Source organism: Terasakiella brassicae (genome assembly GCF_014641495.1).
Lineage (GTDB): Bacteria > Pseudomonadota > Alphaproteobacteria > Rhodospirillales > Terasakiellaceae > Terasakiella > Terasakiella brassicae.
Genome location: NZ_BMHV01000010.1, coordinates 1 through 16,290, shown reverse-complemented (window position 1 = coordinate 16,290; position 16,290 = coordinate 1). Strand labels below are relative to the sequence as shown.

Here is a 16,290-nt window from a genome sequence, read left to right as displayed (position 1 = left end):
CTGTCGGGGATAAATCTGCAGAGAAAGACTGATTCGCCCGATATATCTTTTATGACATTTGACAGACGCGTTTCTCTGTAGGATTTTATGGGCCTGATCTGAGACAACAACTTGGTTGATTTGCATGACCCCCGCTATTGATTTGGCAAAAAAGAAAAAGATCCCGTTTCAAATCCATCAATATGAACACGACCCCGGTGCCCCTTCCTATGGGGAAGAGGCTGCTGAGAAAATGAATATTGCGATGAACCGGGTTTTCAAAACACTGGTTGTTGCCACGGATCAAAACCAGTTGGCGGTCTGTATTGTCCCTGTAAATACGATGTTGGATCTAAAAGCTGCGGCCAAGTCACTGAAGGTCAAAAAGGCGATTATGGCGGATGCGCGCAAAGTGCAATCCACAACGGGGTATGTTTTGGGCGGGGTCAGTCCGTTGGGTCAAAAAAAATCATTGCCAACGCTCATTGATGACAGCGCACAAGGACAAGACACCATTTTTGTCAGTGCCGGTAAACGTGGTCTTGAAATTGAGCTTAGCCCCATAGATTTGCAAAGCTTGACCCGAGCACAATTTTCTACGATCGCCAAGACTTAGCCTATTGTTTTAAAACGAATGCTGCGCAGCATTCGTCCGTCCATGATGAGTAAGCCTAACAAGATTAAAACCATTCCTGTGATTTGGTCCGTGGACAATGTTTCCTGCAAAAAGACATTGCCCAGTGCAATCGCACTCAGCGGGATCAGGAATGTCACCAACATTAAATTGGTAGCGCCGCTGGTTTCCAATATTTTGAAATACAGAATATAAGCAGCCACGGTACACAGACAGGCAATCCCCAATATGGCCCCCAGAACATCACCGGACGGTATAAAATAGCCGTGGGGGAACCCAAACCATAAGGCCAGAGGTGTCATAATCAGGCTTGAGGCCGTGACCTGTCCGGTGGCGCTCACCATCGGATCTATCCCCTTAAACCGCCGGCCCCAAATCGCTGCGCATCCGTAAGAAATAGCTGCCAACAAAATAGCTGCTTGGGACCAAAATGCGCTTGCCAAACCATGAAGAGCTTCCATCCCGACCATAAGAACGACACCGGAAAATCCGACCACAAGCCCTATGACTTTGGGCAGGGTCAAACGTTCATCCTGTGTTAAAAACTGCGCAAGAATTACGGTGAAAAAAGGTGTTGTCGCATTGAAAATAGAGGCAAGAGAGCCGCTGATTTCCTGCTGTCCCCAGACGATTAGACTGAAAGGGATGACATTATTCAAACAGCCCATAACAAGAAAAGCGGCCCAGAGTCGTCGATCTCACCTCACACGTACACCCCGAAACCGAAGGATGGCCCAAAGGATGATGCAAGCCAAAGCCACGCGCCCCCAGACGGTGACAAGGGGGGTAATTTCACGCAAGGCGATTTCGGTAAAAAAGAATGACCCGCCCCACAAAAGGGACAATGTTAGAAGGAGTCCCCAATCAAAAGCCCGCATACGTCCCATCTCTTATCCTTCCTAAATTTTATATGTCAGGGCAGGATAGCGATGGTCGTGCGGGCTTTCTCGCCACATTCGGACTTGGTGATTAGTTTTGTTGCGGATATTGAACCAGGGTAAAGACATTGTTGGCCGGGTCACGGAAATGAGCGAGCGCGCCGCCCCATTCTTCGCGTTCCGGCTTTCCTTCGAAATGAACACCCTTGGCTTTCAAGTCTTTATAGGCAGTGTCAATATCATCAACAGCAAAGGAAATGCCGGTAAAACGCCCAACCATGCCGGCGGCTTCCGGTTCGCTCAGGTCCAATTCTTCCAGAATCAATTTAGTTCCTGCCAAATCGTAAACGGCGACCCCCTCGCCCTCAAACCCGATGACGAACCCTAATGCATTGACAAAAAAGTCCCGTGTTTCTTCAAAATCACCGGAAAAAATACGAATTGCATCAATCGCGTTGAGCATGGCTTGCATCCTTTTTTATTTGCGTTAGCTTAATGTTGTCTAAACTCTAGGCGAAGGCCTTACACAATTCAAAAGGAAAATACCATGAACTATTTGTTCAACGGCCCCGAAAATGCCGATATTACGTTTGTTTATGCCCACGGCGCTGGTGCACAAATGGATAGCAAGTTCATGGAACGCGTTGCTGAAGGGCTGGGCGAACGCGATATACGCGTTGTTCGTTTTGAATTTCCCTATATGCAAAAACGCCGGGAAACGGGCAAGAAACGTCCGCCAGATCGCACACCCAAATTGTTGAAGGCCTGGCGGGAGGTTATAACGGACCTTGGCGGTAGTGAGAAACTGTTCATCGGTGGAAAATCACTGGGGGGACGTATGGCGACAATGGTTGCGGCCGAGTTGGAAGATGAAGGTGCCCCGGTTAAGGGTGTCTGCGTGACCGGGTATCCGTTTCATCCCTTGGGCAAGTCAGAAAAAGAATATCTGCGTATTGATCATCTGATGACGCTTAAAACCCCGACATTGATTTGCCAAGGCGCACGCGACAGTTTTGGTTGGTGGGACGAGGTTGTCGAATATGGCTTGCCCGATACAATTGATTTTCATTGGGCCGATGACGGGGATCACGACCTTAAACCGCGCGTTTTATCCGGGCGGACCATGCGTGAAAACCAGATGGAAGCCATTGACGCGATTGCAAACTGGTTGAAAGAACATGTGTGATGCCGATTGATCCTGCAACTTTACTGGCCTTTGCACTTACGGCCGGGGCCATTGTGCTTTCCCCCGGTCCTGATACGGTTTTGATTTTGCGCTATGCCTTGAATTCAGGGCGTAATGTCGGGTTTGCAACGGTTCTTGGGGTGCAAATCGGGCTGGTTGGTCATACCTTGCTGGCGATTTTCGGTATCTCCGTCATCATTGCTTCCAGCCCCATTTTGTTTAAATTGGTGGCGACCTTCGGGGCGGCCTATCTGGCATGGATCGGCATTCAGGGCTTTCGGGGGACAACCCTGAAGTTTGATAGCCAAGGTCCGCAGATTACGTGGAAAAAGGCCATGATCGACGCCACGGTGTGCAACTTGCTGAATCCGAAAGTCATTATCCTGTTTTTGGCCTTGCTGCCGAACTTTGTTGATCCAGAAAAAGGGCAGGTCACTTTGCAATTGGTTATCCTTGCCCTTGTCTTGGTCCTGATTAATGTTTTATGGCAAGCCCCATTGGCTTGGGCAGCGGACGCGGTTAAGGCGTGGCTGTCGCGTCCGCGTGTTCAAAAAACGGTGAATGCGACGACCGGGGCTTTCCTGCTGTTTTTCGCAGGTTTGATGTTATGGGAACATTTAATCAAGTAGGTTTGCGGCGTTCGGCAACCACTTTTTGATACATACCGCCAAACAAGGTTTCTTTGCGCCAGATAACATCGTTGTTGTCTGGTGCATATTCCTCAATTTCCTTGTGCCACAGACCTTTTGCAAAAGGTTCCAGCCAGTCAAAAATCTTGCTCATAACGGGCTTTAACGGATGAAGCGGGGAAGGTTTGTGATAATCGACAAACACGACTTTGCCGCCCGGCTTTGTGGATGCGAGTAAAGCCGAAACAATTTTGTTTTTCATGGCTTCCGGGACTTCATGCAGCAAGAAAAAACAAACCACCGTATCATATGGGGTTGAACGCACAACAGACGCATCCCCGATCATTACCTTGGCTTGGTTCATGCCTTGAACCCGTTTGCGTGCCGTTTCCACCTGAATAGGGGCAATGTCGATCACATCAAGTTGGCCGTTTTCACCAACAGCCTGTGCAAGTTTGGTTGAAAACCGTCCATAAACGGCGGCGGCCTGCAAGACGCGCGTGCCCGGTTCAATCTCTTCCACCGTTTTACGGATCAAACGCGATGCGTTGCCCCACAAAATAGCGGCCACCACAGGAGCGGAACTCAGCCACGGCACTGTTTTAGGATTCAAATAGGCCCATGTATAGGTTTCGCGCAAATAGTCCGGCACGCCTGTTGATGTTGACGCACAGGCCTGTGCAGCAGATGTATCGCCATCCTGCTTTCTATAAAAAGTCATGAGCCCCCTCATTTGATACGTTCTAAAATATATTCATACTTTTGAATGCACGTAAAGTGACGGTTTTGGGGCATAGCTCCGTCAATTTTGCATAGCTGCTTCTTCTTGCACCCATTTTCGAAAGAGAACGACTTTTTCAATATCGCCGCGTCCTTCGGGATAGGCGAGATAATAACCGTCTTGTTGGTCCGGCATGACCGGGGCTTCGAAGGGGATAATCAACTCCCCGCTTTGTAATTCGTCCAACACGGCGGTTTTTCCTTCCAATGCCACCCCCAATCCGTTAATGGCGGCTGCAATGGCAAGGGTGGCGCGGTTGAAATGCAGTCCCTTTGCCGGGTTAATACCTTCCACACCTGCATTTTCCAGCCACATGGACCATGACGTCAGGCGTGCCTCACTATGGATTAAGGTATGGCCCGCAAGGTCCTGCGGGCAGGTGAGGGGAGCCGCTTGTTGAATTAACGTTGGTGAACAGACCGGTACCATTGTTTCCGGGAAAAGCATTTCACAGACCAAACCCGGCCAAACGCCTCGCCCGTACATCAAGCCGACATCAAATTGCCCGGACAGGCTTTCGGTCGGATTTAAGGTGGAATTGACCCGAATATTGACATCGGGATAAGCACTGACAAAACGATGCAAGCGCGGCATCAACCATGATTTTGCAAAGATCGGTGCGGTTGCCACCGTTAAAATATCGGCGGCCCCTTGTGCCATAACCGAGACAACCGCCTTTTCAATCTCATCAAAAGAACGTGTCAAACTGGGTAAAAGCGCCTTGCCCGCATCGCTTAATCGCAAGGCCTTGTCTTGTCGTTTTCCTTTTGCAATACGGTGAAACAGTTTCACCCCAAGATAATCTTCCAAGGCCTGTACGGCATGAGAGACGGCAGACGGTGTGACATGCAGGTCTTCCGCAGCTTGTTTAAAGCTTAAAAGCCGGGCGGCCGCTTCAAAAGACCGTAATTGAGGAAGAGGGGGAAGGGATCTGGACATTACTTCACATGAATTAAATTCAACATATCAATGAAATCTTATCGTTTGTTCAAGGCAATGGAAAGGCATAAGAATAAAGAAATAAGAAAAACAAAAAGCCAATAGAGCTAAACAATTAAATTTTCTCACGGGGAGTTTCGACAATATGATGACGCAATCTGCACAAGCGGTTAACATTTACTGGGAACATCGCGGAATGGCTGTGCCACTTATGACTGAAAAACTTTCTTTACGAAAAAGATCGGTAACGATTGCCGGACACGGGACCAGTGTATCCTTGGAAAATGCCTTTTGGGATGCGCTGAAAGACCTCGCGGATGAACGCGACATGTCGATGAATGCGCTGATCACCGAAATTGACAAAGAACGCACAGGCAATCTGTCCAGTGCAATTCGTGTCTTTATTCTGGAAAATACCCGCCGATAAAATAAAGGCTCCCGCAGCATAATTGCCGGAGAGCCTTTGAAGAAAAGCCCCTGTTTTGACACAGGGGCGTTTTGTTTTGTAATTACACGAATTCTTTGAAGAAATCGTTGCCTTTGTCATCCACGATGATAAACGCGGGGAAATCTTCAACTTCGATTTTCCAAATGGCTTCCATACCCAGTTCAGGATATTCCAGACATTCCATTTTTTTGATGGATTTTTGCGTCAATTCCGCAGCAACCCCACCGATAGACCCCAGATAGAAGCCACCATGTTTGTTGCAAGCATCCGTTACAGCTTGTGAACGGTTTCCTTTGGCGACCATTAACATGGACCCGCCATTGGCTTGGAACAGGTCAACATAAGCGTCCATACGTCCGGCTGTTGTCGGACCGAAGGAACCAGAGGCATACCCTTCTGGTGTTTTGGCTGGACCGGCATAATAAACCGGGTGATCTTTGAAATACTGCGGCAATTCCTTGCCTGCATCCAGCAGTTCTTTCAGCTTGGCATGGGCGATATCGCGCGCCACAATCATGGTACCTGTCATTTTCACACGGGTTTTCACCGGATATTCAGACAGGGTTTTCAGGATATCTGCCATAGGCTGATTCAAATCGATGGACACTTCCTGTGCGCTTTCAGCGTCAGCGATGGGCAAATAATCTGCCGGGTTATCGCACAATTGTTCGATGAAGACACCGTCCTTGGTGATTTTTGCAAACAACTGACGGTCTGCGGAACAAGACACACCGATGGAAACCGGGCAGCTTGCACCATGACGTGGCAGGCGGACGACACGCACATCATGGCAGAAATATTTACCGCCAAACTGGGCACCCATGCCCATGTCCTGTGTCATTTTCAGGACTTCCTGTTCAAATTCCACATCGCGGAACGCTTGCCCTTTATCGCCGCCGCTTGTCGGCAGGTTATCCAGATATTTTGCAGAGGCCAGCTTGGTTGTTTTCAGGTTGGTTTCTGCCGATGTCCCACCGATAGTGATCGCAAGGTGGTAGGGCGGACAGGCGGCTGTTCCCAATGTGCGGATTTTTTCATCCAAAAATGCTTTCAGGGAGGCGGGGTTTAACAAGGCTTTGGTCTGTTGATACAGATAGGTCTTGTTTGCCGACCCGCCGCCTTTTGCCATAAACATAAATTTATAGGCATTGCCTTCGGTTGCATAAAGGTCAATCTGTGCGGGCAGGTTATTGCCTGTGTTGACTTCTTCATACATATCGACAGGTGAGACTTGCGAATAACGCAGGTTCAGGTCAGTATAAGCTTGTGCAACACCTTGGGAAATGGCCTCTTCGTCTTGCCCATCAACCCAGCAATATTTCCCACGTTTGCCCATAACAATCGCCGTTCCCGTATCCTGACAAAGCGGCAAAATACCATCGGCGGCAATGGTTGCGTTCTTGATCATTTCAAGGGCGACAAAACGGTCGTTATCAGATGCTTCCGGGTCATCCAGAATGCTGGCAACCTGTTTCATATGGGCCGGGCGCAGTTTATGAGAGATTTCCTTGAACGCTTCTTTGGTCAATAAACGGATGGCTTCGGGATCAACTTTCAACACCTCTTTGCCATCGACCTCGATCGTGGATACAAAATCCGAAGTTAGTTTACGATATTGAGTGGTGTCATCACCCACAGGAAACATGTCATAATAAACGGAATCGCTCATCTCTATCTTCTCATTCAATAGGTCTGTGAAACAAAAAAAGGGGCTGGAAGAAATCCAGCCCGAAAAAAACTATTTCTTATTGCGAAAGGCATCCAGTGCAATCACATTGTCTTTGCCCTCTTCAGGGGTATCGGATGTCTTCTCTTCATCCGATTGCGATTGCATCATGTCTTCGTCGTCATCATCCATCATGTCGTCGTCATCCAGATCTTCCGGATCAAGCATTTCCATCTTGAACTGTAATCCAAATTTCACGCTCGGATCGGCAAACCCTGTAACGGCCTCAAACGGCACGTGGATCGGTGTTTTTACTTCGCTGAAGCTCAAAACCACATCAAAGTAATCTTGCGTCACTTCCAGATCCCAATATTCGTGTTCAATCACAATTGTGATTTCTTCCGGATATTGATCACGCAAGCTGTCGGGCATGATCACATCGGGATGATCGGTTGCAAATGTAATATAAAAATGATGGTCGCCCGGCAGGCCGTTTTCCTGACAATAGGTCAGGGCTTTGCGCACCACGCTTTTTAGTGCGTCTTCGATCCAGCGGTCGTATCGTAAGGTGTCCATGATATCCATGAAAAGCTTTCTTGGCTTGGAAAATACTATAACTTGCCCTCAATATAGAACCGAACGCAGAGCAAGGTAAACTTATTTTTCCATCCCTCTTGTACCAACCTTTGGTATAGAGAAAATTAAAGGGTCCAGCACCGCTTTATCTGCGGCGACGTTCTGGCCCTGTATAGGCGGCTTGGCGGCGGTGTTCTTCTTGTTTTGCGCGTTCCAGTTCTTCTTCATCGTCGACATCAACAAGGTCCATTGCGCGATATGGATAGGTGTATTTCTGCACCACGGCTTCGCCCGTATCAATCTGGCCCTCTTCATATCCCTGAATGGTTTGGTCCACGATGGCCTCAATGAGCTTTCCGGTTACTTTGCGCAAAACATTTTCATCATAAAGATATTCTTTGTCGAAGATGATTTTTTGTAATTCCAGACGATGATGGGTCACAAATTTCAGCAACAACAAGGCAAAGGCTTTTTTCTCGATATAGGTTGGGGCAATATCAAGGATATCCTTCAACGTTAAATAAACGAGATTGGGGAAACGTTGTGTTTCTTCAATGTCTTCGAGGTAACCAATCACATCGTTGAAATAGTTGGCCCGTTCCGCATCCAGTGTTTTTAAATTCTTTTCAACGATTCTTTTATGCATGGTTACTCCGCCCGTCTTTTTCTTCTCAATCCATATATCTCTTTTTAAGATGAGTAATAAACACCTCGGGATCAAGGGTTTTGCCTGTGGCATGTTTTAAAAGTTCTGGTGTAGAAAGTTTTGAACCTTGCCCATGTACGTTGGCCCCAAGCCAATCCATCAGTCGCGTAAAACGCCCCTGCGCAATATCTTCATCCAGACCGGGCAAGGCTTTTTGGGCGGCGTCAAAAATCTGTGCGGCTGTCATTGCGCCCAAGGTATAAGTCGGGAAATATCCCCACGCACCGTCAAACCAGTGAATATCCTGCATGCATCCATCACGATCACTTTCGGGCCGGATCCCAAGCATTTTTTCCATCAATGCGTTCCATGCACCCGGGATATCTTCAATTTCCATATCGCCTTCGATCAAGGCGCGTTCCAGCTTGTAACGTAAAATCACATGGGCAGGATAGGTGACCTCGTCGGCATCGACGCGAATAAAACCGGGTTTGACTTCGCGATACAGGCGGATAAAGTTTTCAAGGTTCCATGCTTCGCCCTTGCCCTGAAAGGCCGCCGTCATATGGGGGACGGCATAACGTAAAAATGCATCGGAACGACAAACCTGCATTTCCACCAGCAAAGACTGGCTTTCATGCATACTCATGCCCCGTGCCGCACCAACCGGGTTATAACGCCATTCTTTCGGCAATCCCCGTTCATAAAGAGCATGTCCGGTTTCATGCAGAACCCCCATCATGGCAGAGGTAAAATCATTTTCATCATAACGGGTTGTCAGGCGGATATCGTCGGGCACACCCCCGCAAAACGGATGGGCACTGACATCCAGACGGCCATGATCAAAATCAAAGCCCAAGTCAGACATAAATTTACGTCCCAGGGCTTCTTGTTTTTCGATGGCAAACGGACCTGAGGGACGGATCGGTGCTTTGCCTTTTTGTTTTTCCAGAACGGATTGGAGAAAATCGGGTAAAAATTTTTCAAGCCGGGCAAAAATCGGGTCGATATCTGCTGCTTTCCCACCGGGTTCATATTGATCAAGCAAGGCATCATAAAGAGCGCAGCCCAGTTTTTGCGCTTTGGCCTGTGCGGATTGACGCGACAGATTCAGGACTTCTTTCAAAGCCGGAACGACACGGGCAAAATCACCATTCGGGCGGGCTTCACGCCAAATGCCTTCACAGGTTGAGGTCGCGCGCGACATGGCCTCGACCAAATCTTCGTCCAAGGCGGTTGCATGGGTATAGGTGCGGCGCATTTCATAAAGGTTTGCCGCTTGCCAGTCATCCAGATCGTTGTCAGCTTCGGCCTCGTCCAGCAAATCAGCCACAGCCGGTTCCGTCATCATGGAATGTTGCAAAGTTGCCAGTAAGGCAAGCTGTTCGGCGCGGGCTTCAGCGCCGCCTTTGGGCATCATGGCCGCCATATCCCACTGTAACATTGCCGAGGCTTCGCCCAAAACCTCGGTCCGTTTAAATTTCTTTTCCAATTGTGTGTAAGCGCGGCTCATGTCATGTTCTTCTTGTTGTTTCAATTCAATAATCCCAGACGGCTCATTTGGCCCAATGCCAGCAGCAGTCCCAACGTAATCATTATGGCAAGCAGTGTGAAGCGGTTCATTCCAAGCTATCTTTACCTTATTTCCACTCTGTTGTTTGTGGGGCTATCGGGCTTTTGGGTCAAGGGGGCATTCGCCCAATCCGTAACCGATACGATCAAAGATATCCAATTACCCTTTCATGTCACCCTTGAAAAAAACGGTGACATCCGTCTGGCGGGTCTGCTGTTTGATCCGCAATCAACAAGTTTGAACGATCTTGTCAAAATAGGCGACCGGGTCACTGTGCGCCTGTTATCAGACAAACCCGACAGGTATGGTCGAAAACCGGCCCATATGTATTTAAAAGACGGACGTTGGGTTCAAGGTGAACTGGTGCGCGAAGGCAAGGCAACGCCCTTTCCCTATCCCGGTGAAACCGCCTTCATCCGCGATCTTTATTTGTTGGAAACACGTCAAGCCCATTCGGCCCTGTCAGAAACCATTGCGCTGGATAAATTCGCTATTGTCGAGGGACGTGTGATTGATGTTGCGGTGATTAAGGGCACAACCTATTTGAATTTTGGCAATAACTGGCGCAGCGACTTCACGATTAAGGTTTCGAAAAAGATGCAGAAAAAATTTCGTGCATTCGGTTTTGACTTTCCCACATTAAAGGAACGTGACGTGCGTATTCGAGGCTGGGTTTTTCAACAAAACGGTCCTATGATAGCGCCCGAACATCCGGCCCAATTGGAAGTAATAGAAAAATAATGCCTTTTAATCATCACGGATCAAACCTGTTTCCCGCGCTTTCCCCCAATCATAGTGGCATGCTGGATGTCGGCGATGGACATTCGATTTACTGGGAAGAATGCGGGAACCCCGATGGACAACCGATCCTGTTCTTACACGGTGGGCCGGGGGCAGGGTGCGCCCCGGTGCATCGGCGTTTTTTCGACCCTGATCATTATCGTATCGTCTTACTGGATCAACGCGGTTGCGGGCGGTCTGTCCCGGCGGCCTCTATCGAACACAATACTACCGATCATCTGGTGGCTGATTTGGAAAAACTGCGCCGTTTGCTTAAAATCGATAGCTGGTTTGTGTTTGGCGGCTCGTGGGGCAGTACTTTGGCGCTGGCTTATGGTGTGGCCCATCCAGCCCGGTGCAAAGGCTTCATTCTGCGCGGTGTTTTCATGGGCCAGGATTATGAAGGGGACTGGTTCCTCAATAAAATGGGCACCTTCCAACCCGAAGCGGCACGCGCCTTTATTCATTTTCTACCAACAGAGGAACGCACAGACATTTTAAATAATTACGTGCGCCGCCTTAACCATCCTGACTCGGACATTCATTTACCTGCGGCTGTTTCCTGGTCGGCTTATGAAGAAGCCTGTGCGACACTCATGCCGTTTCACAACCCCGGACAACCGGACCCGCACAGCACCTTATGTCTTGCCCGGATGGAAGCACATTATTTCCAGCACAAGTTTTTCATGGAAAAAGACCATCTTTTAAACAAACTGCACCGTATTCTTCATTTACCCTGCATCATTGTGCAGGGGCGATATGATGTGGTCTGCCCGCCTGTGACGGCTGAGCACTTATCACGCAGTTGGCCGAACTCTCAATTGATCATCGTTCCCGATGCCGGGCATAGTGCGCTGGAACCCGGCATTCGCAACGCTTTGGTCAATGCCACACAGGCGTTTAAAGTCTATTCCGACTGATCGGCGATTAATTGCAGGGCTTTCCAAATTCCGGGCCATGTCCCAAGGTCAGACCATGACGTCAGCAGGGACACCACCGCGCACTGATCTGTTTTTTCCAGAATGGCCACATCAAGGGATTGCGATGCACAGGGGCCATAATCCAGAATGCCATCCTGATTGTGTTTCAGTGCTTCCTCGCAGGCCTGTAAAATATCCGGGCAATGGGTTTGGGCCAGTTTAATCAAGGTTTCCGGTGTGACGCAAAATATACCGGCATTCCAAACAAAACGCCCTTGTGCCAGTAAATCGCGGGCGGTTTCTTCATCGGGTTTTTCAACAAAACGTTCGACCTTATGTCCGCTATAACCGGCATGCAGGCGGGTGCCGACCTCGATATAGCCATAATGGGTGACAGGTCGGTCTGCCACGGCCCCAAAGGTGACGATCCAGCCATTTTCTGCCGCACTTGCCGCATCAATCACGGCGCGCGAAAAGGCTGTTTCATCACCAATGAAATGGTCGCTGGGACAAATCAATAAGGGATAATTTTCCCCGCGCACCTGTGCCCAAAGGGCGGCACTTAAACAGGCCGCCAAGGTGTTTTTGCCTTCGACCTCCAACAACAGGTCTTCCAGATCAAAGGCGATATCATCGGCCTGTTCCAGAACAAGGTCTTTCAGGCGGACATTTGCAATGACCAAGGGGAGCAGGCATTCAGCTATATCAATGCGTTCCAGTGCCTCCTGAAAGGGGCTGTCGTCATCCAACAAAGGCAGGAACTGTTTTGGTCGCCCTTCACTGGACAGCGGTTGCAGGCGCGTGCCCGATCCACCGGCCAGAATAACGGGGCGCAGGGTTGTTATCTCTGTCATGGGGCGATTTATACCTATTTTTTCAACCTTCCAGCAACGCGAAAGTCACAATTCGGTCTTAATTATAATGTTTTCTTGTGACAATCCGACGAAAGGACATTCAGATGACGTACTTAAGACTCTTTTCCATCCTCGGCGTTTTTCTTATGAGCGCCGCTTTCACACATGCGCACGCCACAGACGTGACCGTTTACAAGTCGCCTTATTGTGGCTGTTGTACGGCCTGGAGTGAACATATGCGCGACAATGGCTTTACTGTCACGGAAATTAAACGCGAAGATATGGACACCATCAAAAAAGAAATGGGCGTCCCCGAACAACTGGAATCCTGCCACACCGCCATGATCGACGGCTATGTGGTTGAAGGCCATGTTCCGGCAGATGACGTAAAACGCCTTCTTAAAGAACGCCCCAAGGCCAAAGGCCTGTCCGCCCCGGGTATGCCGATGGGCTCACCAGGCATGGAACAGGGCGGCATGAAAGACAACTATGTTACCGTTCTCTTTGACGAAGACAATAATATGAGCGCCTTTGCCCGTCACTGATTTAAAAAAAGGCCAATAATCCCCCACCGACAACCTCACAGCAGGCTTACAGTTATCTGTATAGCCTGCTTTTTTTGTAACTTGCTTTTGGATGGTTTTTTGCTATTTTGCCCTAAGTGTCCCCGTAGCTCAGCAGGATAGAGCATCAGATTCCTAAAAGAGAAATTGGGCATTAAGGTTGGAAACGCCTTAATGAATCCGCTCAAACTCAGGGAAGCCTTTAAACTGGTAATCCTGAGCCAAGCCCGAAAACATTCGGGAAGGTGCAGAGACTTGACGGGCGGTGCCTACGTCCTTCGGGATAAGGCAAAGAGAAAGTCCAGACCACAAAGCCGCAAGTTCGCGGTGGCGGCGAAAGCCGTAGCGGGTATGAATCTGAGGGCCGGAGGTTCGAATCCTCTCGGGGACACCATTCTGGAAAATTTTCTGAAACCACTGGATATGACAACATATCGTTTGGCAAAAGAACTTCATGTCCCCGTCAATCGCATGACTGCAATCGTCAATGGCGAACGTGCGATTACGGTAGAAACCGCCATGCGCCTGTCCAAGTTTTTTGGTACAACCGTGGAATTTTGGCTGCGTTTGCAAAATGCTTACGACATGTCTGTCACCAAAGTTGATTTGTCAGAAATCACGCCGTGCCGTGAAACGGCAACACAATAATACTTAGTGCAAACAACACTTCTTGAATTTCTTCCCTGACCCACATGGGCACGGATCGTTGCGTCCCACATCTCTGTAATCATTAAAGACAGGCATATTTTGATGACTGGGGTTCCATGAATATGCAGGGTGCACATCATCTTGCTTATTAAACGCTGCCCAAGTCTTGAGGTTGCCGATAATATCTTCAAAGGGGTACACATGAAATTCATGAAACAGTTTGCTACGGTCTTGTGTTTCCATGCCATTTTCAAGGTCTTTAAGATAATAATCTGATGACGTTAATCTCTCCGGCATCCGACCATCGACAATAATTTTCAAGCCTTCTTCCTTTAGGCTCTCAAACCCCAGCAAGGATGAATTACTCAGCCAGCCTCCCCAGACCATATTTTCTGATCTTGGCAGCATTTCATCACCGCATTTCTTTAAAAATTGCTCTGCGTGTTTTCTATCAATTCTGTTATCAGCAACAAGATACCCCCATGCATTGAATGCAAAATCACGATGAAACTCATTCAGGCTTGCATCCATAATAATACGTTCCAATGCCTGTTGGTCTCCGTTATATGTTGATATCAACGAACCTGATACAGTTGTTAAATCAGGACCAAATGCTTCATCCAATGCGTTGATGTTATTTTTTTCAAGCAAGCGAATAAAAAGGGGAAAGGCTTGCTGCGCTTCCATGTCCGCCAGTAAATGAGTGATAAAGAAGATACCTTCATGGACTTGCCAGTTATCGCCATCTTCATCAACGAAGTCTTGCAATTTTTGCAAAAAATAGGGTGTGACCTGCTCTTGATGCGCAAGGCAATATCGTAAGGCTTCTTCTGGTAATTCATTTGTTGTTTCTGCAAAAACTGCCAGAATTTCGTCGTTATTCATTTTCGTCTTTCCATAATTAAACCAAGAGATATTCAGTTAAAGCACTAACCTATTGAACATGCCGCCAGAAACTATCCCGGCGAGGATATTTTTTCTGCAACCCCTGCACATATTCTTCGTGTGAAGGTAGCCCTTGATAGTCTTCAATCATCGTAGCAAGGCTATAACAATTCATCAGATGTTTGCCTGAATGTTTGTAGCGGGTGTTTTTGTTATGCTCCAAATTATAATCAATCATGGTGCGGTAGATGACCATTGCCGCCAGTGGGGACTTTTCTTCTAAGGTTTGAGCCGCAGATGGTAGAAACTCCCAGCGATCACCATCCAGTTCCTCACAACGTTCAATGACGAATTTTGCAGCATAATCCAGTTTCCCCCAATCGAGCAGAAAACTTAATGCTTGTAGCGGATGCTTATAATTGTAGGCATACTCGAAGGCTTTCTCTTCGGCTTCCAGATCATCGAAATCGGGAAGTTGTTTGAGATAGGCTTTTAGATGTTCAGCACTCAAGGATCGTTCAAAACAGGACCAACGGAATTTCTGCACCTCATCTATGTCACCCTTGGCTTCCAGAACCTTGATACGGGTATGTTCCCATTCTGACCAAATATATGGATTTGATGATTCTGCCTTATTGATTGCTGTCCATGCTTCATCAATGCGCCCTGCATTTAACAATCGATCTGCAATCTCAGCCGCGATTACGGGAACCGTTTGATTATCTTCTGTATATTGAGCGATAAAACCATCGACATCACCTTGTGCATCCGCGATTTCCTGTAAAGCATATTTCACATGATCGTCACGATAACGTTTGTATGTGTCTTCATCATAATATCTGAAATCACGTTCATCATCAGGCATGCTGATGGCTTCTTTCCCCCAATCCAGAACGGATTTTTTCAGATGTTTCAAACCACCTTCTTTCATGATGGGTGCTAAGATGGAAATTAATCCATCATATTCGCCATATCCATTGTCTTTGATACAGGTAAGAACGTAATCTGCCGTATCAATGGGATTAAGATTCGCGTTTGGGGCAATCGCTGCCATATCTTCACGGGCTTGATCAAATATACTTCCCAGATAACCGCTGCCATCGTCACTGCGTTCAAAAATATTCTCCGCCAGCGATAGAAACTTCTTGAGCAAATCAAACGCTTCGGCAGGTTCCTTCGGTGCTACTGTTTTGGATATGGCATTGAGTTGGGCTTCAAGATCAGTACCCACATCACGGACTTTATGCCAGTCAATGAAAGAACGAGATCGTGCAATTGAATTCAAGCGTTTGCGAACTTCTTTGGCGGCTTCTTTGGGGCTAAGGTTTCCCGCCAATTCCAGACGGAGTTTGCGCTTTGCTGCGGCATCCCCTTTGGAAATTTCCGTCAACAATTCGGCTAACCGTTTGGCACCCAATTGTTCGAGGTTTGCAGCATTTAAGGTCTTCTTCGAAGCAGCCATTGAATATTCAACACTTTGACAAGTTTCGGATATACTTGACGCAATTATAAAGAAGGAATGAAATCATGTCTGCAACAGAAAAAGCAAAAAAACTGTCATGGCTACCGTATCTATACGGAACATTTCACTCCACGGTCCTTGATTAATTCAGATACTGGGCTGGTATGGGTCAAAATCATACTGTCGGTGCGATCACCGGCCTTTTGGGTATCGCAGTATTCGGACAACCAGATGATGCTCTGG

General features: G+C 48.0%; 19 protein-coding genes and 1 pseudogene. 8 read left to right on the top strand and 12 right to left on the bottom strand.

Annotated elements, in window-relative coordinates:
• Window positions 1-124 precede the first annotated feature (124 nt).
• Window positions 125-595, top strand: coding sequence for a Cys-tRNA(Pro) deacylase (gene ybaK / locus IEW74_RS08240; protein ID WP_188663708.1), 471 nt, complete (start codon window positions 125-127; stop codon window positions 593-595).
• Here the strand turns inward: ybaK and IEW74_RS08235 are convergent.
• The 3 genes and pseudogenes from IEW74_RS08235 to IEW74_RS08230 form a co-directional block, all read right to left on the bottom strand.
• Window positions 592-1,083: a DMT family transporter gene (locus tag IEW74_RS08235; protein ID WP_373283800.1), complete on the bottom strand. Its 492-nt coding sequence runs from the start codon at window positions 1,081-1,083 to the stop codon at window positions 592-594. The genes ybaK and IEW74_RS08235 overlap by 4 nt on opposite strands.
• Before the next feature lie 6 nt (window positions 1,084-1,089).
• A pseudogene (locus IEW74_RS17500) lies at window positions 1,090-1,290 on the bottom strand (EamA family transporter); the annotation flags it as partial.
• A 292-nt stretch (window positions 1,291-1,582) separates the two neighbouring features.
• Complete coding sequence (locus tag IEW74_RS08230; RefSeq protein WP_188663706.1) at window positions 1,583-1,954, bottom strand: VOC family protein; 372 nt, start codon at window positions 1,952-1,954, stop codon at window positions 1,583-1,585.
• Between the two features lie 84 nt (window positions 1,955-2,038).
• Here IEW74_RS08230 and IEW74_RS08225 point away from each other — a divergent pair, with 84 nt between their 5' ends.
• The gene (locus IEW74_RS08225; protein ID WP_188663704.1) at window positions 2,039-2,677 is read left to right on the top strand and encodes an alpha/beta family hydrolase; all 639 of its coding nucleotides are present in this window, start codon (window positions 2,039-2,041) and stop codon (window positions 2,675-2,677) included.
• Window positions 2,677-3,306, top strand: coding sequence for a LysE family translocator (locus IEW74_RS08220; protein ID WP_188663702.1), 630 nt, complete (start codon window positions 2,677-2,679; stop codon window positions 3,304-3,306). The genes IEW74_RS08225 and IEW74_RS08220 overlap by 1 nt, the downstream gene beginning before the upstream one ends.
• Here IEW74_RS08220 and rquA read toward each other — a convergent pair.
• Complete coding sequence (gene rquA, locus IEW74_RS08215) at window positions 3,299-4,027, bottom strand: rhodoquinone biosynthesis methyltransferase RquA (protein WP_188663700.1); 729 nt, start codon at window positions 4,025-4,027, stop codon at window positions 3,299-3,301. The genes IEW74_RS08220 and rquA overlap by 8 nt on opposite strands.
• A gap of 81 nt (window positions 4,028-4,108) precedes the next feature.
• Window positions 4,109-5,026 (bottom strand): transcriptional regulator GcvA, encoded by a 918-nt coding sequence (gcvA, locus tag IEW74_RS08210; RefSeq protein WP_188663698.1) that lies wholly within the window; start codon window positions 5,024-5,026, stop codon window positions 4,109-4,111.
• A gap of 145 nt (window positions 5,027-5,171) precedes the next feature.
• On the opposite strand from gcvA, the gene IEW74_RS08205 reads away from it, so the two are divergent.
• Window positions 5,172-5,453 (top strand): ribbon-helix-helix domain-containing protein, encoded by a 282-nt coding sequence (locus tag IEW74_RS08205; RefSeq protein ID WP_308419091.1) that lies wholly within the window; start codon window positions 5,172-5,174, stop codon window positions 5,451-5,453.
• Between the two features lie 82 nt (window positions 5,454-5,535).
• On the opposite strand, the gene IEW74_RS08200 is transcribed toward IEW74_RS08205, so the two are convergent.
• From IEW74_RS08200 to IEW74_RS08185, 4 genes are all read right to left on the bottom strand, one after another.
• A complete protein-coding gene (locus tag IEW74_RS08200; protein WP_188663696.1) occupies window positions 5,536-7,143 on the bottom strand; it encodes a fumarate hydratase in 1,608 nt (535 codons plus the stop codon).
• A gap of 69 nt (window positions 7,144-7,212) precedes the next feature.
• Complete coding sequence (locus IEW74_RS08195) at window positions 7,213-7,725, bottom strand: SspB family protein (protein ID WP_188663694.1); 513 nt, start codon at window positions 7,723-7,725, stop codon at window positions 7,213-7,215.
• Window positions 7,726-7,861: 136 nt separating this feature from the next.
• Complete coding sequence (locus IEW74_RS08190; protein WP_188663692.1) at window positions 7,862-8,362, bottom strand: hypothetical protein; 501 nt, start codon at window positions 8,360-8,362, stop codon at window positions 7,862-7,864.
• Window positions 8,363-8,387: 25 nt separating this feature from the next.
• Window positions 8,388-9,875: a carboxypeptidase M32 gene (locus IEW74_RS08185; RefSeq protein WP_188663691.1), complete on the bottom strand. Its 1,488-nt coding sequence runs from the start codon at window positions 9,873-9,875 to the stop codon at window positions 8,388-8,390.
• Window positions 9,876-9,878: 3 nt separating this feature from the next.
• Here IEW74_RS08185 and IEW74_RS08180 point away from each other — a divergent pair, with 3 nt between their 5' ends.
• Both IEW74_RS08180 and pip read left to right on the top strand, forming a co-directional pair.
• Window positions 9,879-10,676, top strand: coding sequence for a thermonuclease family protein (locus IEW74_RS08180; protein WP_188663690.1), 798 nt, complete (start codon window positions 9,879-9,881; stop codon window positions 10,674-10,676).
• Complete coding sequence (gene pip, locus IEW74_RS08175; protein WP_188663688.1) at window positions 10,676-11,635, top strand: prolyl aminopeptidase; 960 nt, start codon at window positions 10,676-10,678, stop codon at window positions 11,633-11,635. Before IEW74_RS08180 ends, pip begins: the two co-directional genes overlap by 1 nt.
• Here the strand turns inward: pip and IEW74_RS08170 are convergent.
• On the bottom strand, window positions 11,623-12,489 hold the full coding sequence (locus IEW74_RS08170) for a mannose-1-phosphate guanylyltransferase (protein ID WP_188663686.1): 867 nt from the start codon (window positions 12,487-12,489) through the stop codon (window positions 11,623-11,625). The two genes, pip and IEW74_RS08170, sit on opposite strands and share 13 nt — an antisense overlap.
• A 104-nt stretch (window positions 12,490-12,593) precedes the next feature.
• On the opposite strand from IEW74_RS08170, the gene IEW74_RS08165 reads away from it, so the two are divergent.
• Together IEW74_RS08165 and IEW74_RS17535 are read left to right on the top strand one after the other, a co-directional pair.
• Entirely contained in the window at window positions 12,594-13,034 is a 441-nt protein-coding gene (locus IEW74_RS08165; protein WP_188663684.1) for a DUF411 domain-containing protein, read from the top strand.
• Between the two features lie 192 nt (window positions 13,035-13,226).
• Window positions 13,227-13,700: a HigA family addiction module antitoxin gene (locus tag IEW74_RS17535; protein WP_308419090.1), complete on the top strand. Its 474-nt coding sequence runs from the start codon at window positions 13,227-13,229 to the stop codon at window positions 13,698-13,700.
• 3 nt (window positions 13,701-13,703) lie between these two features.
• Here IEW74_RS17535 and IEW74_RS08155 read toward each other — a convergent pair whose 3' ends face one another.
• Window positions 13,704-14,585, bottom strand: a complete 882-nt coding sequence (locus IEW74_RS08155; RefSeq protein ID WP_188663900.1) for a DUF1186 domain-containing protein — start codon at window positions 14,583-14,585, stop codon at window positions 13,704-13,706.
• 49 nt (window positions 14,586-14,634) lie between these two features.
• Window positions 14,635-16,047: a DUF6880 family protein gene (locus IEW74_RS08150; RefSeq protein ID WP_188663680.1), complete on the bottom strand. Its 1,413-nt coding sequence runs from the start codon at window positions 16,045-16,047 to the stop codon at window positions 14,635-14,637.
• Window positions 16,048-16,290: the final 243 nt, after the last annotated feature.